21 protein-coding genes are annotated in these 20,651 nt (G+C 71.6%); 13 read left to right on the top strand and 8 right to left on the bottom strand.

Annotated elements, in window-relative coordinates:
• Positions 1–8 precede the first annotated feature (8 nt).
• Both ACFYWQ_RS32560 and ACFYWQ_RS32565 read right to left on the bottom strand, forming a co-directional pair.
• A complete protein-coding gene (locus ACFYWQ_RS32560; protein WP_389521427.1) occupies positions 9–479 on the bottom strand; it encodes a hypothetical protein in 471 nt (156 codons plus the stop codon).
• Positions 480–486: 7 nt separating this feature from the next.
• The gene (locus tag ACFYWQ_RS32565; RefSeq protein WP_389521429.1) at positions 487–711 is read right to left on the bottom strand and encodes a DUF397 domain-containing protein; all 225 of its coding nucleotides are present in this window, start codon (positions 709–711) and stop codon (positions 487–489) included.
• A gap of 194 nt (positions 712–905) precedes the next feature.
• Here ACFYWQ_RS32565 and ACFYWQ_RS32570 point away from each other — a divergent pair, with 194 nt between their 5' ends.
• On the top strand, positions 906–1,661 hold the full coding sequence (locus ACFYWQ_RS32570; protein WP_389521431.1) for a DUF6879 family protein: 756 nt from the start codon (positions 906–908) through the stop codon (positions 1,659–1,661).
• An 18-nt stretch (positions 1,662–1,679) separates the two neighbouring features.
• Complete coding sequence (locus ACFYWQ_RS32575; RefSeq protein WP_389521432.1) at positions 1,680–2,528, top strand: helix-turn-helix domain-containing protein; 849 nt, start codon at positions 1,680–1,682, stop codon at positions 2,526–2,528.
• A 90-nt stretch (positions 2,529–2,618) separates the two neighbouring features.
• Here ACFYWQ_RS32575 and ACFYWQ_RS32580 read toward each other — a convergent pair whose 3' ends face one another.
• The 3 genes from ACFYWQ_RS32580 to ACFYWQ_RS32590 all read right to left on the bottom strand — a co-directional run bounded on the left by ACFYWQ_RS32580 (position 2,619) and on the right by ACFYWQ_RS32590 (position 4,044).
• Positions 2,619–3,248, bottom strand: coding sequence for a hypothetical protein (locus ACFYWQ_RS32580; RefSeq protein ID WP_389521434.1), 630 nt, complete (start codon positions 3,246–3,248; stop codon positions 2,619–2,621).
• Positions 3,249–3,329: 81 nt separating this feature from the next.
• Complete coding sequence (locus ACFYWQ_RS32585) at positions 3,330–3,647, bottom strand: hypothetical protein (RefSeq protein WP_389521435.1); 318 nt, start codon at positions 3,645–3,647, stop codon at positions 3,330–3,332.
• Positions 3,628–4,044, bottom strand: a complete 417-nt coding sequence (locus ACFYWQ_RS32590; RefSeq protein WP_389521436.1) for an ATP-binding protein — start codon at positions 4,042–4,044, stop codon at positions 3,628–3,630. The genes ACFYWQ_RS32585 and ACFYWQ_RS32590 overlap by 20 nt, the downstream gene beginning before the upstream one ends.
• A 137-nt stretch (positions 4,045–4,181) precedes the next feature.
• Between ACFYWQ_RS32590 and ACFYWQ_RS32595 the strand changes: the two genes are divergently transcribed.
• From ACFYWQ_RS32595 to ACFYWQ_RS32605, 3 genes are read left to right on the top strand one after another with little or no spacing between them, the layout of a single operon-like run.
• Positions 4,182–5,051, top strand: a complete 870-nt coding sequence (locus ACFYWQ_RS32595) for a helix-turn-helix domain-containing protein (RefSeq protein WP_389521438.1) — start codon at positions 4,182–4,184, stop codon at positions 5,049–5,051.
• On the top strand, positions 5,048–5,227 hold the full coding sequence (locus ACFYWQ_RS32600) for a DUF397 domain-containing protein (protein ID WP_389521440.1): 180 nt from the start codon (positions 5,048–5,050) through the stop codon (positions 5,225–5,227). Before ACFYWQ_RS32595 ends, ACFYWQ_RS32600 begins: the two co-directional genes overlap by 4 nt.
• 48 nt (positions 5,228–5,275) lie before the next feature.
• Positions 5,276–5,521, top strand: a complete 246-nt coding sequence (locus ACFYWQ_RS32605) for a type II toxin-antitoxin system Phd/YefM family antitoxin (RefSeq protein WP_389521442.1) — start codon at positions 5,276–5,278, stop codon at positions 5,519–5,521.
• Between the two features lie 112 nt (positions 5,522–5,633).
• On the opposite strand, the gene ACFYWQ_RS32610 is transcribed toward ACFYWQ_RS32605, so the two are convergent.
• The 3 genes from ACFYWQ_RS32610 to serC all read right to left on the bottom strand — a co-directional run bounded on the left by ACFYWQ_RS32610 (position 5,634) and on the right by serC (position 7,826).
• Complete coding sequence (locus ACFYWQ_RS32610) at positions 5,634–5,987, bottom strand: hypothetical protein (RefSeq protein WP_389521444.1); 354 nt, start codon at positions 5,985–5,987, stop codon at positions 5,634–5,636.
• The gene (locus ACFYWQ_RS32615; RefSeq protein ID WP_389521446.1) at positions 5,984–6,463 is read right to left on the bottom strand and encodes a hypothetical protein; all 480 of its coding nucleotides are present in this window, start codon (positions 6,461–6,463) and stop codon (positions 5,984–5,986) included. Before ACFYWQ_RS32615 ends, ACFYWQ_RS32610 begins: the two co-directional genes overlap by 4 nt.
• Positions 6,464–6,707: 244 nt before the next feature.
• The gene (serC, locus tag ACFYWQ_RS32620) at positions 6,708–7,826 is read right to left on the bottom strand and encodes a phosphoserine transaminase (protein WP_385070781.1); all 1,119 of its coding nucleotides are present in this window, start codon (positions 7,824–7,826) and stop codon (positions 6,708–6,710) included.
• 155 nt (positions 7,827–7,981) lie between these two features.
• On the opposite strand from serC, the gene ACFYWQ_RS32625 reads away from it, so the two are divergent.
• From ACFYWQ_RS32625 to ACFYWQ_RS32660, 8 genes are all read left to right on the top strand, one after another.
• The gene (locus tag ACFYWQ_RS32625) at positions 7,982–11,101 is read left to right on the top strand and encodes an FAD-linked oxidase C-terminal domain-containing protein (RefSeq protein ID WP_389521448.1); all 3,120 of its coding nucleotides are present in this window, start codon (positions 7,982–7,984) and stop codon (positions 11,099–11,101) included.
• A 215-nt stretch (positions 11,102–11,316) separates the two neighbouring features.
• Entirely contained in the window at positions 11,317–11,439 is a 123-nt protein-coding gene (locus tag ACFYWQ_RS32630; RefSeq protein WP_389521450.1) for a hypothetical protein, read from the top strand.
• A 113-nt stretch (positions 11,440–11,552) separates the two neighbouring features.
• Positions 11,553–13,793, top strand: coding sequence for an ABC transporter transmembrane domain-containing protein (locus tag ACFYWQ_RS32635; protein ID WP_389521452.1), 2,241 nt, complete (start codon positions 11,553–11,555; stop codon positions 13,791–13,793).
• Between the two features lie 116 nt (positions 13,794–13,909).
• Complete coding sequence (locus ACFYWQ_RS32640; RefSeq protein WP_389521453.1) at positions 13,910–14,842, top strand: DMT family transporter; 933 nt, start codon at positions 13,910–13,912, stop codon at positions 14,840–14,842.
• A gap of 241 nt (positions 14,843–15,083) precedes the next feature.
• Entirely contained in the window at positions 15,084–16,469 is a 1,386-nt protein-coding gene (locus tag ACFYWQ_RS32645) for a hypothetical protein (protein WP_389521455.1), read from the top strand.
• Positions 16,470–16,597: 128 nt separating this feature from the next.
• Complete coding sequence (locus tag ACFYWQ_RS32650; RefSeq protein WP_389521457.1) at positions 16,598–17,392, top strand: TIGR03084 family metal-binding protein; 795 nt, start codon at positions 16,598–16,600, stop codon at positions 17,390–17,392.
• On the top strand, positions 17,389–19,056 hold the full coding sequence (locus ACFYWQ_RS32655; RefSeq protein WP_389521458.1) for an acyclic terpene utilization AtuA family protein: 1,668 nt from the start codon (positions 17,389–17,391) through the stop codon (positions 19,054–19,056). The genes ACFYWQ_RS32650 and ACFYWQ_RS32655 overlap by 4 nt, the downstream gene beginning before the upstream one ends.
• The gene (locus ACFYWQ_RS32660) at positions 19,053–20,651 is read left to right on the top strand and encodes an acyl-CoA carboxylase subunit beta (protein WP_389521460.1); all 1,599 of its coding nucleotides are present in this window, start codon (positions 19,053–19,055) and stop codon (positions 20,649–20,651) included. Before ACFYWQ_RS32655 ends, ACFYWQ_RS32660 begins: the two co-directional genes overlap by 4 nt.

Raw genomic sequence — 20,651 nt, forward strand, 5'->3', positions numbered from 1 at the left:
GCGCCCCTTCATGCCGCCAGGGGACAGGGGAGGTGGGCGTTCTCGCGGTTGGGAGAACAGGTCACCAGGGCCAGGGAGAGGTACGAGGGCCGTTCGAGGTAGAACCCGAGCGACACGTCGTGGCCCGACCCCAGCCGTTCGGCGGCGGAGGCGACGAGATCGGCCAGGTGACGGGGGTCGCGCTGGGCCTCGGACGCGAACCGGGTGACGTAGGCGTTCACCTGTGTACCGAGCCAGGCCGCCGCCTCCGCCGGGTCCGGCCAGGTCCCGCGCACGAGCGAGCGCGGCTTGACGAGCCAGTACGCGGTCTCCAGCGGCGGCAGGTCCGACGCGGGGAACTCCGCGGCCACCTCGCGGTAGCGCTGGATCAGCTCGGGCCGGCTGCCGGGCGGGGGCGGATCGGGGTGCGGCGGCCGCCGCAGCGCCTCCTGGTCGAAGCGGGCCTTGGGACCGGTCCACAGGTAGGCGTGGTGGTGCACCGGCCGTTCAGATCGGCAGCCCGAAGCGGGTGGGATCGATCCCGGCCACGCTCAGCTCCTCCGTGCTGAAGCGCAGCGGCTGCACGTCCGGCCGCTTGCTGTCGCCCAGGGCCCAGGCGTCCTCCCCGATCCGGGCGAGGGTCACGCAGCCCTCTGAGCAGGGGCCGCCGCAGGCCTTCACGAAGGAGGTCGCGGTGAGGTCGAGGGCGTAGAGGTCGGGTGTGTTCGGCATGGGTGGGCCTTTCCGTCGCGCCTTGTGGTGGCGAAGTGATTGCGGTGAGTGATCAACCTAGGTGACGGTCGGGGCCCGAATGGAGAATATTCTCCGTTATTCGCCCGTGGTCACTCTGGATGCATGGACATGTGCGGAGCGGAGTCGAGATGCTGGGTCCGCTGGCAACGTCTAGATCCGAAAGGTAGCCACATATGGCACGCAGGCTTCGCTTCAACGGGACCGGCAGCGACATCGGCGGATGTCCGTCCGTCCACGAGGACTTGGACAGCGGTGAGGTGATCGTGCACGGCCCACCGCTCGCGGACCCGGTTGACGTGGCGCGGCTCCAGCACCTCTCGGAGGGAGAGGTGGCGGTCGTCGTCCCGCGGGACCTGCTGGTTGACTGGGCTCCGAAAGAGCGGACGCGACAGGTGCGGACCATCGACCTGGAGGAGTTCAACAGCCTGTTCGCGAAGTTCGAGCACACCGCGTGGCGGCTGGAGACGCGCCGGCGGTACGCCAGTGACGAGACCAGTGACCGCTGGAGGCGGTTCGTCGAGACCGGATCGGTCGGCGACGACTCGGCGGAAAGTCCGGCCGTCGGGCGGTGGCTCGAGACGATCCGCAGGCAGACCGCGCAGGGGAAGCGGGTCGAACGGGTTCGTATCGTGGACCGCCCCGCCACCACCGGTCAGCGCTTCCTCCTCGACAGCGCCAGGCGCAACATCGGCGCTGGTGAGGACATCCGCAATCTGTGGCGGACCGACGCGGACCGACTCCACCTCCCCGCCGAGGACTTCTGGCTGTTCGACAGCCGCCTCATCGCGCTCCTGCGGTTCGACGACGACGATCAGCTCACCCACGTCGACCTGATCACGGAGCCCGCCGAGGTGGTGCGCTGCTCGGTGATCCGGGATGCTGCTTGGCATCACGCCGTCCCATGGCGGGAGTTCACGGCCGGAATGTAGGCGACAGAGCGGGTACTGGTGAGCACGGACTATCAGAGGGCACGAGAGGAACTCGGACGCAGGCTGCGTGAGTTGCGTGTCGAGAGCCCTGCTGGACGGCTCACCGGTGTCCAGCTTGCGCAGCGGCTGGGCTGGCAGCAGTCGAAAATCAGCAAGCTGGAGAACGGCCGGCAGACGCCGACGGACGACGATCTCCGGGCGTGGGCCGTAGCCACCGGGCAACCTGACGTTTTCGCCGAACTCCGTGCGCGGCTGAAAGGATTCGAGAGTCACATCCGCTCCTGGCGACGCCAACTCGCGGCAGGTCACGGCCCTGTCCAGGAAACTTGGAACAACCTCGTCTCCGACGCTCAGACGATGCATGCGGTGAGCAATGCCGCTGTCAGCGGGATGCTTCAGACCGCCGACTACGCTCGGCACGTCTTCGAGCACCACGCCGCACTCCAGAACACGCTGCCGGACACGGAAGTCGCGGTGCGGGCCCGCATGAAGCGGCAGGAGTGGCTGTACCGGCCGGGCAAGCGGCTGAACCTGCTCATGCACGAGAGCGTGCTGTGGGCCCGGATCTGCCCGCCGGACGTACTGGCGGCCCAACTCGACAGACTGCTCGGTGTGGTGGGCATGGACACCGTGCGCATGGGGATCCTGCCGCTGGACGCCCCGCTCCGGCTGTCGCTGGGCAACTCGTTCTGCATGCTGGACGAACGCCTGGTCGTGGTGGAGGACTGGCACGCCGAACTCTGGCTCGACGACGCCGAAACGATTGCCCTGTACCGCCGGGTGTGGGACGCCTTCGCGGACGCGGCGGTCTTCGGCGTGGACGCCCAGCAGGTCATCGCCCGGGTCCGCCGGAGCATCAAGGTCTGAGGAGTTACGTCGACGGCGAGGTGGGTACCCGCAGTACCCACCTCGCCGTTCCCGGTCATCTCGGCGGCAGGGGTCGCGCCGTGTGCCGGGTCAGTCCCAGCCGCCGAGGAGTCCGGCGTTGGCCTGCGCGTGGCAGATGTTGTATCCGCCGGACGCGTGGGCCTTCTCCGTGTGGCCGTCGACGGTGACGGAGCAGTTGATGTCTCCCGAGCCCTGGAGCTGGGCGGTCACCGTGTAGTACAGCGCGTCCTCGTCCAGGGGCAGGGTGGCGGTGAATTCACCGTCCTTCCACGTGCCGTCCCGGCTGTCGCTGTCGGAGCCGTAGGTGATGTCCAGCGGGCCGAGGGCCCCGGCGGGAGCGGTGCCCCACACCTTGAAGGTGGCGACCTTCTTCTTCGCCGTGTCCTCCTTGGCCGGGCTCTCCGCGGCTTCGCCGGACTCGGCGTCGGCGGCCGGTTTGTCGTCCTCGGCGGCGGAGGCCGCGGAGGCAGCGGGCTCGGCGCTGCCGGACTCGTTGTCGCCGCTCCCACCACCGGCGATCGCGCTGATGACGCCGATCAGGACGAAGAGGCCGATGATGCCGGCGCAGCCGAGGCCGAGGATCTTGCCGACGCCGCGCCTCTTCGGGGGCGGCGGGAAGCCGGGCTGGGGGCCGCCGCCCCATCCGGGCTGCTGCGGGTGGGGCTGGTTCGGCTGCTGCGGCGGGTACTGCTGGCTCATGGTCTCCCCGAAGGCATAAAAGGTCACGTGTGAACGTACGACTTGTGTCGCAAGCTGTGAGGTTGCGGGGAATGGTGGGGTTCACCCGAAAGGGGCCGAGCTCGACCGCGCCGCCGTCGGTCTGAGGACGTACGCCCGCACCACGTCGTCGTCGGTCTGCCAGGCCGGTGGCCGGGGAGGGGGCGGGCTCTGCCAGCAGGCCTCTCCGTCGCACGGGAACGGCAGGCAACGGCCGGCCGCCCGAGAGCGTTTGGCCCAGCGGCGCCAGCGGGCGTCGCGCGGGTTGGGGAGCCGCCAGACGTACGGGTCCGGCGCCCGGACCTCCCGCACGGGATTCCGTTCGTCCGCCTTGGTGCGGCCCAGCAGGCGGACGACCGCGTCACGAACCGGCCGGAGCATGGGCCCTCTCCACGAGCGTGAACCGGGCCCACACGCACTTCGCGTACCGCTCCTGTCGGCATCCCCAGGCGTCGGCGAGCGCCTCCACGAGCGCGAGTCCGCGTCCGCCCTCCTCGTCCGGGCCGGAGTGGTGGAGCCGGGGGAGTCGGTCCCGGTCGGGGTCCGAGACCTCCAGAATCAGGTCGGTTCCGTGGTGGATGAGCGTGACGCCGACCTGGGCGTAGGAGACCCGGCAGTGGGTCACGGCGTTGGTGACGAGTTCGTTCGCCAACAGGGTCACGCCGTCGGCCAGTTCGTCGGCGACTCCCCAGTCGGCGAGGGCCTTGCGTACGCGCTGGCGGGTGCTGGGCACGTGTCGGCGGTGCCCGGGGACGCGGAAGGTTTCGGTGAGGGGCATGTCCGGAAGCTACGGCTGCATTCGACGTCAGCACAATGAACTCAAGTGAATGCATGCAGTCGTCCACTCGATCGAGTGATGGGTTGTCAGTTTTGTCGACCCGTGTGGGATCGTTGCCGCAGAAGAGGGGAGAACTCATGCCCGCAGGTGGACGACCGACGGTACGCAGCAGGCGTTTGGGTACGGCGCTCAGGCAGTACCGACTTGCCGCAAAGCTCGACCAGCCGCGGGCCGCCGAGGTGATCGCGGCAAGTCAGGCCAGAATCAGCCGCCTTGAGAGCGGGCACGTCACCGCTCGCGTCATCGAGGTGCGCCTGCTGCTGGACGCGTACGGCGTCACGGATGCTGGAGTGCGGCACAAGCTGGAGGAGTTGGCCAAGCACTCCAAGAACCGCGGCTGGTGGCTTGAGCATGCGGCGCACCTGCGTCCGGACTACGTTGACCACATTGCGCTTGAGGACGATGCGACGTACATCCGGGAGTGGCAGCCGGTACTGGTTCCCGGGCTCCTACAGACCCCGGCCTATGCGGAGGCGGTCATCGCAGCGTGGCCTGACTATGTCGCCCCGGATGTGATCGACCAGTTGGTGAAGGTTCGGGAGGGGCGCCAGGCCAAGATCGAGGAGGGTGGAGCGTCGTACACCGCGATTCTCTGGGAGACAGTCATTGCGCACCCATTGGTGGGCGTCGGGATCCACCGGGAGCAACTCGCCGCGATCCTTGAGATCGGGAAGCGGAAGAACGTCACCGTGCAGGTGCTGCCCTTCAGCGCTGGTGTACTTGGAGCGGTGACCTCGGCCTTCTCCACCTTCAGTTTCGATTCCGAGCCGACGGTCGAAGCGGTGACCCTGGAGAACCTGAGAGGGGCATCGGTCCTTGAGGACGGGGAAGACCTCACCGCTTACGCCAATATGTACGACCTACTACGATCGTCGGCACTGGCACCGGATGCGAGCGCGCAGCTCATCCGGGGCGTACTGCGGACGTTGAAGGAAGAAGGATCGTGATCGAGGTCATAAGCCCCTTCCGGAAGTCGTCGTACTCCGGACAGCAGAGCAACTGCGTAGAGGTGGCCGGCACCGCCGCCCACGGCCGTGCCGTCCGTGACAGCAAGCAGCAGGACGGCCCCCTGATCGCCGTCTCCCGTCAGAGCTGGCACGCGTTCATCCAGCAGTTCGGCTAGGACGGCGCACGACGGCGAACGGCATACAGGGCGGCAAAAGGTTCGATCGTGAAGACCATGACGTGTTCCGACTTGCGCGCCCGGTACGCCGAGGTGCTCGACTCCGTCACCGACGACCGCGAAGAGGTCGTCATCACGCGTGCCGGGCGTGAGCCGGTCGTCATCGTCTCCCTTGAGGACTACGAGTCCCTGAAGGAGACGGCGTACCTGCTACGGAGCCCGGCGAACGCCTGGCGCCTGCTCGCGTCCATCGACGAGCTGGAGAACGGCGGCGGAACACGCTGCGAGAGCTGACCGGGTCCGACCCGGATCGACCAGATCCCCGGTCGGCCCGGGTCCGGCCCTCGTCGTCGGCGCTGGGACAGGACGACGGACGCAGCGGACTGCGCCGAACGGCGAAGGGCGATCAGTCGGTTGCTCTGGGGTGTCCGGTGCCTGCATAGGTGATCCAGGCGGTTCGGTTGGCGTCGTCGACCAGGTACCAGATGCGACCGCCGCCGGTGACCTCGTACTGCCAGCGCTCCAGCGTCTGCCCCTTCCAGACTGTGGAGCCGAGCTTGCCCTTGAGACGGTGGTGGCGCTCGGGGTCATCGGTGGCGCGCGGGGCGGATCGAATCTTGTCGAAGGCGCGGCGGAGGTTGCCTGCCGCGTGGCGGGAGAGATGGTCCCAGCCGTTGGCCGCCTCGGTGTTGGCGAAGCGCAGGTCGAGCTCGTCGCCGACCGGGGGTGGGGCCGCGCGGTCACCGCGTTTGGGGCTCACTCGTCGGTCTCGCCTTCGGGCACGGGGACACTGCCGAGGTCGCCGTCGGGCTCGCGGGTGAGGGCGGCGTGCAGGGCGGGGTCGGCGTAGATCTCGGCACTGTGCCGCCACTGGGCCAGCAGCAACGCGATGGGAGCCAAGTTCTCCAGCGCAGCAGCTCCGCGGGCGGTGTCCACCAGCTCGTCGAGCATTGCCTCGACGTCGTCCTCAGGGAGGAAGACCGACCAGGGCAGGGCATCAGGCAGGGCCTGGCGCAGTGCGGCGGTGTTTTCGGTGCGGACCAGCCCGGCGAGCAGGCGGGCGGTGAAGTCCACCACGGTGGAGTCCTGCTCCAGCTGGTCGGCGCGAATGAGCGCGAGGTCGCCCGCGTCGCGTCGGCGCAGGCGCAGGGCGCGGACCGAGTCCAGGCGCCGGGCGGTGGCCGCGGGATGGTGGAGCAGCTCGCTGAAGGGCACGTCCTCGTAGGCCGTCGTCATGACATCCACAGTAGCTCGGATGTCCTGGCTCAGGTAGCGGCTCTCGGTCGGAGCCGCTCGGCAAGGATATGGTCGCGATCACCGCGCGGTCCGAGGCGGATCGAGCAGATCCCCGGTCGGCCCGGGTCCGGCCCCCGTCGTCGGCGCTGGGACGGGACGACGGACGAGGCGGGACTGCGCCGAACGGCGAAGGGCGCCCGGCGGGAGGTCCGCCGGGCGCCCTTCGCTGTCGTTCAGGCCGTGACTACAGCTTCTCGATGACGTAGTCGATGCACTTGGTCAGCGCCTCGACGTCCGTCGGGTCGATCGCCGGGAACATGGCGACGCGGAGCTGGTTGCGGCCGAGCTTGCGGTAGGGCTCGGTGTCGACGATGCCGTTGGCGCGCAGGACCTTGGCGACGGCCGCCGCGTCCACCTCGTCGGAGAAGTCGATCGTGCCGATGACCTGGGAGCGCTTGGCGGGGTCGGTCACGAACGGGTTGGCGTACTTGACGTCCTCGGCCCAGCCGTAGAGCGTGCGGGCGGAGGTGGCGGTGCGGCGGACGGACCAGTCCAGGCCGCCCTGGCCGTTGATCCACTCCAGCTGCTGGTTGAGCAGGAAGAGGGTGGCCAGCGCCGGGGTGTTGTACGTCTGGTTCTTGCGGGAGTTGTCGATCGCCGTGGGGAGCGAGAAGAACTCCGGGATGTGGCGGCCGGACGCGTGGATCCGCTCCGCGCGCTCGATGGCGGCGGGGGAGAACACGCCGATCCACAGGCCGCCGTCGGAGGCGAAGGACTTCTGCGGGGCGAAGTAGTAGACGTCCGTCTCGGCGATGTCGACCGGGAGGCCGCCCGCGCCGGAGGTGGCGTCCACCAGGACCAGCGCGCCCTCGTCGGCGCCCTCGACCCGCTTCAGCGGGGCGGCGACACCGGTGGAGGTCTCGTTGTGCGTGAAGGCGTAGACGTCGACGCCCGCCTCGGCCGCCGGCTCGGGGTGCGTGCCCGGGTCGGAGGCGATCACGGTGGGCTCGGCGAGCCACGGCGCCAGCTTGGCGGCCTTGGCGAACTTGGAGGAGAACTCGCCGAAGTTCAGGTGCTGCGACTTGTTCTCGATCAGGCCGTGCGTCGCGACGTCCCAGAACGCGGTGGAGCCGCCGTTGCCGAGGATGACCTCGTAGCCCTCGGGGAGCTGGAACAGCTCGCGGATGCCTTCCCGGACCTGGCCGACCAGGTTCTTGACCGGGGCCTGGCGGTGGGAGGTGCCGAGGAGGGACGTGCCGGTGGCGGCCAGGGCGTCCAGCGCCTCCACCCGCACCTTGGAGGGGCCCGCGCCGAATCGACCGTCGGCGGGCTTGATGTCAGCAGGAATCTGGATCTCAGCCACGAGGCGGAGCGTATCCCCTGGGCGAAACCCTACGGAAACGTGTCCCGTCGGATGAGACGGGATTCCCGGCTTCCGGACCTGTACGGATGTACGAGGCGGCCCTTCGCGAGGCGGAAGCCGCCGTCACTGTCAGTGACGAGGTGCATGCTGGACCCATGACCGATCCCGGGGATCTCGAGGGTGAACTGCGCAGGGCCGTGCGCGGTGACGTCGGCTTCGACGTCACCTCCCGCGCGCTGGTCACCATGGACGCGTCCAACTACCGGCGGGTGCCGCTGGGCGTGGTCGCGCCGCGCGACGCGGAGGACGTGGCGGCGGTGCTGGAGGTGTGCCGGACGCGCGGTGTGCCGGTCGTGGCGCGCGGCGGGGGCACGTCGATCGCCGGGCAGGCGACGGGCACGGGCGTGGTGCTGGACTTCACGCGGCACATGAACCGGCTCGTCGCCCTCGATCCCGTCACCCGGACGGCCGTCGTCCAACCGGGGCTGGTGCTCGACCGGCTCCAGGAGGCCGCCGCCCCGCACGGCCTCCGCTTCGGCCCCGACCCGTCCACCCACAGCCGCTGCACGCTCGGCGGCATGATCGGCAACAACTCCTGCGGCTCCCACTCGGTGGCCTGGGGGACGACCGCGGACAACGTGCGGGAGCTGTCCGTCGTCACCGCGCGCGGACAGCGGCTGCGGCCCGGCCGGGGCTGGGCGGGCGCGCCGGACGGGCTGCGCGACCTCGTGGAGGGCGAGCTGGCCCGGCTGCGCACCGGATTCCCCGACCTGCCCCGCCGTATCTCCGGGTACGCGCTGGACGCGCTGCTGCCGGAGCGGGGCGCCGACGTCGCCCGCTCCCTCTGCGGCTCCGAGGGCACGCTGGCCGTGCTCACGGAAGCGGTCGTCGACCTCGTCGAGGCGCCCCGCGCGCGTGCGCTGGCGGTGCTGGGGTACGCCGACGAGGGCGCCGCCGCCGACGCCGCGGCCGGACTGCTGCCGCACCGGCCGCTGACGGTGGAGGGGATGGCAGCCGACCTCGTGCCGTCGGCCGCCGGCCTGCCGCGCGGCGCGGCCTGGCTGTTCGTCGAGACGGGCGGGGAGTCGGCGGCCGAGGCACGCGCGCGTGCCGAGGCGATCGTGCGCGCGGCGGACGTCGTCGACGCGGCCGTGGTGACCGACCCGGCGGGGCAGCGCGCCCTGTGGCGTATCCGGGAGGACGCGAGCGGCACGGCGACCCGCATGCCGGACGGCTCCGAGGCCTGGCCCGGCTGGGAGGACTGCGCGGTCCCGCCCGCCCGGCTCGGCGCCTACCTGCGGGACTTCCGCGCCCTGCTGACCTCCCACGGCCTGCGCGGCACGCCCTACGGCCACTTCGGGGACGGCTGCATCCACGTCCGCGTCGACTTCGACCTGCTCACCGAGGCGGGCGTCGGCCGCTTCCGCCGCTTCTCCGAGGAGCTCGCCGACCTGGTCACCGCCCACGGCGGGTCCCTCTCCGGCGAGCACGGCGACGGACAGGCCCGCGCCGAACTCCTGCCGAGGATGTACGGCGACGACCTGGTCCGCCTCTTCGAGCGGGCGAAGGCCGTCTGGGACCCGGACGACCTGCTCAACCCGGGCATGCTGGTGCGCCCCGAGCCCCTCGACGCCAACCTCCGCTTCGCCGTCCTGCCCCGCGAGCCCGTCGACGTCGCCTTCGGCTACCCCGGCGACCGGGGCGACTTCTCCGCCGCGGTCCGCCGCTGCGTCGGCGTCGCCAAGTGCCGTACGACGACGGCGACCGGGCCGGCCGTGATGTGCCCGTCGTTCCGGGTCACCGGTGAGGAGCAGCACTCCACGCGCGGCCGGGCCCGCCTGCTGCACGAGATGCTCGCGGGCGGGCCGGTCACCGACGGCTGGCGCTCGACGGAGGTCCGGGACGCCCTCGACCTGTGCCTGTCGTGCAAGGGCTGCCGCTCCGACTGCCCGGTCGGCGTCGACATGGCCACCTACAAGGCGGAGTTCCTGCACCACCACTACGCCGGACGCCGCCGCCCGGCCGCCCACCACAGCATGGGCCGGCTGCCGGAGTGGCTGCGCGCGGTGGCCCGTACGGGCACGGCGGGTGTCGTCAACGCGCTCGCCTCCCTGCGGCCGCTCGCCCTGGTCATGAAGAGGGCGGGCGGGATCGCGCCGGAGCGGCGGATCCCGCGGCTGGCCCGGGAGACGTTCAGCCGGTGGTGGCGCGGGAGGGCGCCGGTCCCCGGCGGCGGCGCGTCGGGTGGGCGGGAGATCGACCCCGGTACCGGCGGCGCGTCGGGTGGGCGGGAGATCGACCCAGGTACCGGGGGCGCCTCGGGTGGGCGGGAGGCCGACCCCGGTATCGGCGGCGCGTCGCGGGGACGGGAGGCCGACCCCGGTACCGGCGGCGACCTGGTGGTCCTGTGGCCGGACACCTTCACCGAGTACCTCTCACCGTCCGTGGGCCGGGCGGCCGTCGCCGTGCTGGAGGCGGCGGGCCTGCGGGTCGCGCTGCCGCCGACCCTGCGGATGCGCGGACGGCCGGTCGGGGACGGGCGCTCCAGGTCCCCGGCCGTCCTGCTCTCGGCCCGCCGCGGCCGGGTCTGCTGCGGCCTGACGTACGTCTCCACGGGCCAGCTCGACCGCGCCCGCGCGGTCCTGCGCCGCACGCTCGACCTCATGGCCCCGGTCCTGGAGACGGACGTACCCGTGGTCGTACTGGAGCCGAGCTGCGCGGCGGCCCTCCGCGGCGACCTGCCCGAGCTGCTGCACGACGACCCGCGCGCGGCCCGTCTCGCCGCCCGCGTCCTGACCTTCGCGGAGGTGCTGGAACGCCACGCCCCGCACTGGAGACCGCCCCGCCTGGACCGTCCGGTGACCGGCCAGACCCACTGCCACCAGCACGCGGTCCTCGGCGACACCGCCGACCGCCGTCTGCGCGAGGCCGCCGGCCTCACCGGTGACCTGAGCGGCGGCTGCTGCGGCCTCGCCGGGAACTTCGGCTTCGAGAGGGGCCACTTCGAGGTGTCGGAGGCCTGCGCGGAGGAACAGCTGCTGCCCGCGGTGCGCCAAGCCCCCGAGGGAGCCGTCGTGCTGGCGGACGGCTTCTCCTGCCGGACCCAGCTGGAGCAGCTGGCGGGGGTACGCGGGCGCCACCTCGCGGAGGTGCTCGCGGAGGGACTGCCCCAGGACGGGGGACCGGCCGACGACCGGGGACCGGCTCGCGACGGGGGACCGGCTCACGACGGGGACCGGCCTCGCGACGGGGACCGGCCTCGCGACAAGAGATGACGGAAACATGACGACAGAAGCGCCGGCGAGAGATGACGGAAACATGACGGAAGGAGCGGCTGCTGAACCAATCCCCAGGTTTTCCAAGGGTATTCACAGCGCTGCTTTGCCTTTTTTACCGCTGAACTGCAACGCAAGCGTGTAGGTTCTGTGACGTCGGTTCGGGATTTCCCGCCGACAAGCACCTCAGGTACAGCGCAATCCAAGGAGTTGGAATGAGCCTCAAGAAGCTTGCTCCCCTGCCGAAGTCCAAGTCGAAGCAGCTCCCGCCCCCGCCGCAGCCGAAGAAGGCCGCCAAGAAGCAGCCGCTTCCCAAGCCGGTCTCCGGCCGCGACTGATAATTCGGTCCTGAAGCCGTGAATGGGGGTCGGCCGTGCACAGTCGACCCTCATTTCTGCGTGGTTTCATGAACCAGGGAAATTGATTCCTGTTCGGGCAAGGGGAATGCGGCGTGGATGACGACGAGTACGAATACGAAACGCCCACCATTCCCGCCCGCGTCGCCTTCCGCCGCTTCTGGCCGCTGACGAAGGGGCTGCGCGGACGCCTCATGGTGGTCTGGCTGTGCACGGTGCTGGCCGCGCTCGCCGAGACCGCCGCCATCCTGCTCTTCAGCGAGCTCACCGACCACGCCCTCCAGGAGGGCTCACTGGCCGCGTTCTGGAAGCCCGCGGGCCAGTGGCTGGTCGTGGCGACCATCGGCGCGATCATCGCGTACGCGGGGAACTCGCTCGCCGCCTGGACCACCGAACGGTTCGTGATGCGGCTGCGCGAGCAGGTCTTCGACCATGTCCAGCGGCTGCCTCCGCACTTCTTCCAGAACCACCGCCAGGGCGATCTGCTGTCCCGCCTGACCGGCGACGTCGAGGCCATCGAGACGATGGTCGTGTCCGGGCTGGTCGGCGCCGGCTCCGCCCTGTTCAGCGCGCTCTTCTACTCGGCCGCCGCCTTCTGGCTGCGCTGGGACCTGGCCGCGGCCACCTTCATCCTCGCGCCCCTGTTCTGGCTGGCCGCCCGCCGCTTCTCCGGCTCCATCAAATCGGTCGCGCGCGAGGGCCGGGTCGCCGACGGCGCGATCACCTCCGTGGTCGAGGAGTCGCTCGGCAACATCGTCCTCACCCAGGCCTACGACCGGCGCGACGCCGAGCGGCGGCGGCTGAACGAGGAGGCGACCGCCTGGTTCCGGGCGTCCGTCCGCTCGACCCGGCTGAACGAGGCGTACGAACAGCTCGTGGCGGTCATCGAGACGATCTGCGTGCTCGCCGTCATCGGCATCGGCGCCTGGGAGATCTCCACCGGCCGGATGACCCTCGGCCAGCTGCTCGCCTTCTCCGCCTTCCTCGGCTACCTCTACCCGCCCGTGCGGGGCCTGGCCCAGCTCGGGCTCACGATCACGGCGGCCACCGCCGGTGCCGAGCGGCTGATCGAGATCCTGGACGTACGGCCCTCGGTCAGCGATCCCCGGCGCGAGACGGACACCGGCCGCCCGGACGGCCGCGTCGAGCTGACGGACGTGTCCTTCCGCTATCCGGGCGCGGACGGCATAGCCCTGCGGGACCTGTCCTTCACCGTCCACCCCGGCGAGCTGGTGATCGTGACCGGCCCCAGCGGCGCGGGCAAGTCCACGGTCTCCAAGATGCTGCTCCGCTTCTACGACCCCGACTCCGGCACGGTCCGCCTCGACGGCGTCCCCCTGCGGGACTTCCCGCTGGCCCGGCTGCGCGAGTACATCACCCTCCTGCCCCAGGAGACCCTCGTCCTGCACGACACCGTCCGCGCGAACATCGCCTGCGGCCGGCCCGGCGCCAGCGAGCAGGCCATCGTGGAGGCGGCCAAGGCGGCCGACGCGCACGACTTCATCGAGAAGCTGCCCGAGGGCTACGACACCAGGGTCGACCCCAACTCGGCCCGGCTCTCCGGCGGCCAGATGCAACGCCTCGCCATCGCACGGGCCATCCTGCGCGACGCGCCGGTCCTGGTCCTCGACGAGCCGACGACCGGCCTGGACGCGATGGCCGCGCGCCGGGTGGTCAAGCCCCTGCGCCGCCTGATGACGGGCCGCACGACCATCATGATCACCCACGACCTCAACCTGGCCCCCGACGCCGACCGCATCCTCGTCATCGACAACGGCCGCATCGTGGAGACCGGCCGGCACGACGAGCTGCTGGCCCGGGGAGGCGCGTACGCGCGGCTGCACCGCTCGCAGAACAACGCCATGATGGACACGGGTGAACTGCGGCTGCCGCTGTTCGACACGCAGCCACCGCAGCAGCCGGCCTACGACTACGCGGCCGCCGCCCACGCCCAGCAGCAGGTACCCCAGCAGATGTACCAGCAGGCGGCCCAGGAGATGTACCAACAGGTCGCCCAGCTGCTCCCCCAGGAGATGGCCCAGCAGGTCACCCAACTGATCCCTCAGCAGGTCACCCAGCTGATCCCTCAGCAGGTCACCCAGGTGCTTCCCCAGCAGATGGCGCAGCAGGCGACCCAGGTGCTCCCCCAGCAGACCTCCCCGTACCCGTACCCGTACCAGCAGGCCCACGAGCAGTACAAGCGCGAGACCTACGAGCACGAGCGCTACGGGCACGAGCACGACCACTACGAGTACGTCCCGCCCGAGGGGATCCCGACCGTCCTCGACGACGGCCGCCCCCTCTTCCGCGACGAGGTGCCCTGGGCGGGGCTCTGACCATATCCTGGGACATTGGCGTAACGGCTTCACACACCTGACACAGGTCCACTACTCTGGACTTGGCAGTACATCAGGCTGCACGTTCTCTTCGCGCCGAACCCCCAGGACCGCCCGTGAGCACCCCCGACACCGCCACACCCACCCGGCCGGCCTCCGCCGTCGACGAGGTGGGCGCCCCGGGCCGCCTCGGCTCGCTCGGGCCGGTCGGCCTCGTGCTCGCCGGCGGTGTCTCCGTGCAGTTCGGCGGGGCGCTCGCGGTGATGCTGATGCCGAGGGCGGGCGCGCTCGGGGTGGTGACGCTCCGACTGGTGGTCGCGGCCGTCGTGCTCCTGCTGGTCTGCCGGCCCCGCCTGCGCGGGCACACACGGGCCGACTGGGGCACGGTGATCGCCTTCGGTATCGCCATGGCCGGAATGAACGGCCTCTTCTATCAGGCCGTCGCCCGCATTCCGCTCGGCCTGGCCGTCACCCTGGAGGTCCTCGGCCCCCTCGCCCTCTCCGTGCTGGCCTCGCGCCGGGCGGTCAACGTGGTCTGGGCCGGGCTGGCCCTCGCCGGGGTCTTCCTGCTCGGCGGCGGAGGATTCGGCGACCTCGACCTGGTGGGGGCCGCGTTCGCGCTCGGGGCGGGCGCCATGTGGGCGGCGTACATCGTGTTCAGTGCCCGTACCGGCCGCCGCTTCCCACAGGCCGACGGGCTGGCGCTGGCGATGGCGGTGGGCGCGCTGCTCTTCCTGCCGCTGGGCATCGCCGAGTCGGGCGCGAAACTGGTCGACCCGGTGACGCTGGGCCTGGGCGCGGCGGTGGCGCTGCTGTCCTCCGTCCTCCCCTACACCCTCGAACTCCTCGCCCTGCGCCGCCTGCCCGCCTCCACCTTCGCGATCCTCATGAGCCTGGAGCCCGCCCTCGCGGCCGCGGCCGGCTTCCTCGTCCTCGACCAGGCCCTGTCCGCCATGGAGGCGGTCGCGATCGCCCTCGTCATCGCGGCGAGCATGGGCGCGGTCCGCACCCAGGTGGGCCGGGTCAGGCCCCCGGTCCCGGAGGCCTGAAGCCCGAGGCCCGAGGCCCGAGGCCCGAGGCCCGAGGCCCGAGGCCCGAGGCCCGAGGCCCGAGGCCTGAGGCCCGAGCCCCGAGGCGGCCTGGGGCCTCAAGGCCAGGCTGCCCGACCGATTCCTCGGCGGCGGCCGGTTCACCACGTGGTGAACCGGTTCCGCATATGGCTCGTTTCTCTGCGCATACCGGCCGTTCCGCCCTCCATGGCTCCCACGGGGGTGGTGGCGGCCCACGACAGTGCCGACCTCGAAGGCTGCGATGCGCGTCCACGAATCAACCACCCGCCGCGACGGTGCCGAGCCCCATCGGTCTCCTGCCCGCACGCCCGCCAAGGCGCCGGGCCCGGAGGCCGCGACGCCCTCGCGGGCCCTGCTCGCCCAGCAGGGCGCCGCGGGCAACGCGGCGGTCGTCCAGATGCTCCGCCAGGCGGGCCACTCCTGGGCTCAGCACCGGCACGGCGCCGGCTGCGGTCATCGGCGGACCGGAGACGCCGGTGCGCCCCCGGCGGCGGGGGCGGGCACGCCGTCGGTGCAGCGCATGATGCGCTACGACCCCGTCAAGATGAACGCCGGGTACGACGCCGACCACTCCGACTACTCCGACCACTCCGACGCCGAGCGGGGCCGACCGCGCCGTCCGGGCCCGCAGGCCGCCGCCCGTCCCGCCTCGGCACCCCGGCAGGCGTCGCCGCCCGCGGTGTCGCCCGCTCAAAGGGCCCACGAGATCGCGTGGTACGTCGCTTACGACATCTGCGCTCCGCAGTCGGAAGAGGATCCCCGGAAAGCCGCCGACATCAAGGCATTCATGACTGACGTGGCGCGACGGATCGCCGACGAGGTGGGCGCCATCGCCATCGCACCCGGAACGAGAGATGCCACGGAGTTCGAGAACGCGTTCCTGACCACGTGCACCAAGATATTCGAAAAGAAATATGACAAGGAAAATCGAACTGCCGGGGCCGCTGCGGACATCGCGCGCACGGTAGCCGCTGACGTGCGCGCCGTCCTGGCGCTCGACAGGCGACTCCAAGGCGTCCATGGAGTCCCTGATCTTCCACTGAACGAACTGATCGCCCCTTTCCGGACCTTCATCAGGGAAAGCGTGGAGGACGGCGAGACGGAGTCGTACAAGGTCACCGTCAAGGCCGACCGCGGCAAGCCCTGGCACACTCCCGGCTTCTACCGTGATTTCGAGGTGGGGCACGTCTGGGTCCAACTGGAGACCGGCAATGGAAAACGCACTTCGTTCGGCTTCTATCCGAAGGGCCTCGCCGGGCCGGTGCAGAGTGTCCCCGGCATGATCCGCTGCCCCGAGCCGCACCACGCCTACACCGACAAGTTCTCGCAGCACGTTCCGCTGAGCGATGTCATCGGCGCGTACATGCTCGCCCACCGACGGTCCGGGGAGTCCTACAACTTCCTGCGCTACAACTGCACCAGCTTCGCGGCCGAGATATGGCAGGCCATGACGGGGCAGCGGCTGCCCAGGGGAATGCTGGTGTCCAACCCCGCCTCCGCGGGCAGCGCCCTCTACGAGGCGTACCAGCAAGCCGGCCGGAGCAGGGCGGGAGACGGCGCCACCGGCCCGTTCGCCTACAGCGACTCCGAGCGGGGCGGTGCCTGACCGAGGGATACGTCCGCTCCGCGATGCGCCCTGGGCCGGAACACCGCGGAGCGGGACGCAGGGTCGACGACCCCCAATTCATGCAAGCATGCTTGCTTGTTTCTACCCCCGCTGCCATGCTCCTCCCCATGGCCGACCCGACGCCCGTCCTCGACGACCTACGCGCCGAAAGCGACGAACTCGACCGCCTGGTAGCCGAGTTGACCCCCACTCAGTGGGCCCTCGCCACCCCCGCCCCCGGCTGGACCATCGCCCACCAGATCGCCCACCTCGCCTGGACGGACCACTCCGCCCACCTCGCGGCGACCGACCCGGAGGCCTTCCGGACCCTGGTCGAGAAGGCGCTCGCCGCACCCGACTCCTTCGTCGACGACGGAGCGGAGGACGGTGCCCGCCTCCCGCCCGCCGAACTCCTCACCCGGTGGCGGGAAGGACGTACCGCCCTCGACCGGGCCCTGCGCGAAGCCCCGCCCGGCGCCCGGTTCCCCTGGTACGGGCCGCCCATGTCGGCCGCCTCCATGGCCACCGCCCGCCTGATGGAGACCTGGGCGCACAGCCTGGACGTCTCCGACGCGCTCGGCGTCCCGCGCACCCCCACCGACCGGATCCGGCACATCGCCTTCCTCGGGGTCCGCACCCGCGACTTCGCGTACGGCGTCCACGGACTCCCCGCCCCCACCGAGCCGTTTCACGTGAAACTCGTCGCCCCCTCCGGCGACCACTGGACCTACGGCCCCGAGGACGCCGCGCAGCGCGTCACCGGCCCCGCCCTCGACTTCTGCCTGCTGGTCACCCAGCGCGCCCACCGCGCCGACCTCGCCCTGCGCGCCGAGGGCCCCGACGCCGACCGCTGGCTGGACATCGCCCAGGCCTTCGCCGGCCCGCCCGGCGGCGGACGCCCCCCGAAGGGGGACCCGGAGTGACCCTGCGCATCGGCAACGCCTCCGGCTTCTACGGCGACCGCTTCGACGCGATGCGCGAGATGCTCACCGGCGGGGAGCTCGACGTCCTCACCGGCGACTACCTCGCCGAACTCACGATGCTGATCCTCGGCCGCGACCGGCTGAAGGACCCCGCCGCCGGCTACGCCCGCACCTTCCTGCGCCAGCTGGAGGAGTGCCTCGGCCTCGCCCACGACCGCCGCGTCCGCCTCGTCACCAACGCCGGCGGCCTCAACCCGGCCGGCCTCGCCGACGCCGTCCGCGCGCTGGCGGAACGCCTCGGCGTCCCCGTCCGCGTCGCCCACGTCGAGGGCGACGACGTCGGCCCCGGCCACCCCGGCAGTCTCACCGCCCACGCCTACCTCGGCGGCTTCGGCATCGCCGCCTGCCTGCGCGAGGGCGCCGACGTCGTGGTCACCGGCCGGGTGACGGACGCGGCCCTGGTCACCGGTCCCGCCGCCGCCCACTTCGGCTGGGGCCCCACGGAGTACGACCGGCTCGCGGGCGCGGTCGTCGCCGGGCACGTCCTGGAGTGCGGGACGCAGGCCACCGGCGGCAACTACGCCTTCTTCCGCGACGGCGACGTCCGCCGCCCCGGCTTCCCCCTCGCCGAACTGCACGAGGACGGCACCTGCGTGATCACCAAGCACGCGGGCACGGGCGGCTTCGTCGACGTCGGCACGGTCACCGCCCAACTGCTGTACGAGACGGCCGGCGCCCGGTACCCGGGACCGGACGTCACCGCCCGCCTGGACACCGTACGGCTCACCCAGGACGGCCCCGACCGGGTCCGGATCGACGGCGTGCGCGGCGAGCCCCCGCCCCCGACGCTCAAGGTCGGCCGCACCCGCCTCGGCGGCTTCCGCAACGAGGTCGTCCTCGTCCTCACCGGCCTCGACGTCGAGGCCAAGGCCGCCCTGGTCCGCGAGCAACTGGAACCGGCGCTCGCCAAGGCCGCCGACGTGCGCTGGGAACTGGTCCGCACCGACCGGCCCGACGCCGGCACCGAGGAGACCGCGAGCGCCCTGCTCCGGCTCGTCGTGCGCGACCCCGACCAGGCCGTCGTCGGACGGGCGCTCAGCGGCGCGGCGGTCGAGCTGGCGCTGGGCAGCTACCCCGGCTTCCACCTGCTCGCCCCACCCGGCAAGGGCGCGCCGTACGGCGTCTTCGAGGCCGCGTACGTCCCCCAGGACGAGGTCGATCACCTGGCCGTGCTCCACGACGGGCGCCGCGTCCCCGTGCCGCCGCCCCCAGACCGCCTCGCCCTCGAAGACCTGCCGGAACCGCCCCTGCCCGAGCCGCCTGCCGCCGGGCCGGTGCGCCGAGCCCCCCTCGGCCTCGTCGCCGGCGCCCGCAGCGGCGACAAGGGCGGCGACGCCAACGTGGGCGTGTGGGCGCGGTCGGACCAGGCCTGGCGGTGGCTCGCCCACACCCTGACCGTGGACCGCTTCCGCGAGCTGGTCCCGGAGAGCCGCGAGCTGACCGTCACCCGGCACGCCCTGCCCGCCCTGCGCGCCCTGAACTTCGTCGTGGAGGGCCTCCTCGGCGACGGCGTCGCCTCCCAGCACCGCTTCGACCCGCAGGCCAAGGCCCTCGGCGAATGGCTGCGCTCCCGCCACCTGGACATCCCGGAGGTCCTGCTGTGACCGTCCTGCCGTCGGTGCTGGACCCCAACGGCCCCGACCACCGCGCGCACCGCGAGGCCATGCTCGCCAAGCTCGCCGACCTCGACGCCGAGCACGCCAAGGCGCTGGCGGGCGGCGGCGAGAAGTACGTGGCCCGCCACCGCGCGCGCGGCAAACTCCTCGCCCGGGAGCGCATCGAGCTGCTCCTCGACCCCGACACGCCCTTCCTGGAGCTGTCCCCGCTGGCCGCCTGGGGCAGCGAGTACACCGTCGGAGCCTCGCTCGTCACCGGCATCGGGACCGTCGAGGGCGTGGAGTGCCTGATCACCGCCAACGACCCCACCGTGCGCGGCGGCGCCAGCAACCCCTGGTCGCTGAAGAAGGCCCTGCGCGCCAACGACATCGCGCTCGCCAACCGGCTGCCCTGCATCAGCCTGGTCGAGTCCGGCGGCGCCGACCTGCCCTCGCAGAAGGAGATCTTCATCCCCGGCGGCGCGATCTTCCGGGACCTCACCCGGCTGTCGGCGGCCGGCATCCCGACCGTCGCGGTCGTCTTCGGCAACTCCACCGCCGGCGGCGCGTACGTCCCCGGCATGTCCGACCACGTGATCATGGTCAAGGAGCGGGCCAAGGTGTTCCTCGGCGGCCCGCCGCTGGTGAAGATGGCCACCGGCGAGGAGAGCGACGACGAGTCCCTGGGCGGCGCGGAGATGCACGCGCGCGTGTCCGGCCTCGCCGACCACTTCGCCGTCGACGAACACGACGCCCTGCGCCAGGCGCGGCGCGTGGTCGCCCGCCTCAACCACCGCAAGGCGTACCAGGACCCGGGGCCGGCCGCGCCCCCCAAGTACGACCCCGAAGAACTGCTCGGCATCGTCCCCGGCGACCTGAAGGTGCCCTTCGACCCGCGCGAGGTGATCGCCCGGATCGTCGACGCCTCCGACTTCGACGAGTTCAAGCCGCTGTACGGGACGAGCCTGGTCACCGGCTGGGCCGCCCTCCACGGCTATCCCGTCGGCATCCTGGCGAACGCCCAGGGCGTGCTCTTCAGCGCCGAGTCCCAGAAGGCCGCCCAGTTCATCCAGCTCGCCAACCAGCGCGACATCCCCCTGCTCTTCCTGCACAACACCACCGGCTACATGGTCGGCAGGGAGTACGAACAGGGCGGCATCATCAAACACGGCGCGATGATGATCAACGCGGTGTCCAACTCCAAGGTGCCGCACCTGTCCGTCCTCATGGGCGCCTCCTACGGCGCCGGCCACTACGGCATGTGCGGCCGCGCCTACGACCCCCGCTTCCTGTTCGCCTGGCCCAGCGCCAAATCGGCCGTCATGGGCCCGCAGCAGCTCGCCGGCGTCCTGTCGATCGTCGCCCGCCAGTCGGCCACGGCGAAGGGCCGGCCCTACGACGACGAGGCCGACGCCGCCCTGCGCGCGATGGTCGAGCAGCAGATCGAGTCCGAGTCCCTGCCGATGTTCCTGTCCGGGCGGCTGTACGACGACGGCGTCATCGACCCGCGCGACACCCGCACCGTCCTCGGCCTGTGCCTGTCGGCCGTCCACACCGCGCCCTACGAGGGCGCGCGCGGCGGCTTCGGCGTCTTCCGGATGTGA

Origin of the sequence: Streptomyces sp. NPDC003247 (genome assembly GCF_042888135.1) — a bacterium.
Taxonomy (GTDB): domain Bacteria; phylum Actinomycetota; class Actinomycetes; order Streptomycetales; family Streptomycetaceae; genus Streptomyces.